This window comes from Vibrio sp. 10N.261.54.A5 (genome assembly GCF_041471145.1).
Lineage (GTDB): Bacteria > Pseudomonadota > Gammaproteobacteria > Enterobacterales > Vibrionaceae > Vibrio > Vibrio crassostreae_C.
On the sequence record NZ_JBFRNU010000014.1, the window covers coordinates 1 to 317 of the forward strand.

A 317-nucleotide genomic window follows, 5' to 3' on the forward strand; every position below is an offset into this window, starting at 1 on the left:
AGCCTGGCGATGTCCTACTCTCACATGGGGAAGCCCCACACTACCATCGGCGCTATTGTGTTTCACTTCTGAGTTCGGCATGGAATCAGGTGGGTCCACAATGCTATGGTCGCCAAGCAAATTTTAAAATTCGGAAAGCTATTAAAAGTGTTGTCTCATCAAACTCATTCAAGGTCTGGTCTTTCTTTGAGTCCACAAAACCCCTTGGGTGTTGTATGGTTAAGCCTCACGGGCAATTAGTACAGGTTAGCTCAATGCCTCGCAGCACTTACACACCCTGCCTATCAACGTCGTAGTCTACGACAACCCTTTAGGAC

2 rRNA genes are annotated in these 317 nt (G+C 47.6%); both read right to left on the reverse strand.

Features of this window, described 5'->3' with window-relative positions:
* Nucleotide 1: 1 nt before the first annotated feature.
* A 5S ribosomal RNA gene (rrf, locus tag AB4329_RS04015) occupies nt 2-117 on the reverse strand.
* Between the two features lie 98 nt (nt 118-215).
* Nucleotides 216-317, reverse strand: a 23S ribosomal RNA gene (locus AB4329_RS04020); the annotation flags it as partial.